Genomic DNA, 268 nt, shown 5'->3' on the forward strand with positions numbered 1-268 from the left:
CTCGAGCCGGAGTCCGCCGCCGAGTACGCCGCCGTCATCGAGATCGACCTGGCCGACATCCACGAGCCGATCGTGGCCGGCCCGAACGATCCGGACGACGTCAAGACGCTGGCGGACGTGGCCGGTGCGGCCATCGATGAAGTGTTCATCGGTTCGTGCCTGACCAACATCGGTCACTCCCGTGCGGCCGCCATGCTGCTGGAAGGCAAGCGCGATATCCCGACCAAGCTGTGGGTGGCCCCGCCGTCCAAGAAGGATGCCTCGGAGC

General features: G+C 67.2%; 1 pseudogene. It reads left to right on the plus strand.

Annotated elements, in window-relative coordinates:
• Positions 1-268, plus strand: a pseudogene (locus ACQG3P_RS19890) (bifunctional aconitate hydratase 2/2-methylisocitrate dehydratase); the annotation flags it as partial.

The organism is Stenotrophomonas sp. SrG (assembly GCF_050031795.1).
In the GTDB taxonomy this organism is placed as follows: domain Bacteria; phylum Pseudomonadota; class Gammaproteobacteria; order Xanthomonadales; family Xanthomonadaceae; genus Stenotrophomonas; species Stenotrophomonas rhizophila_A.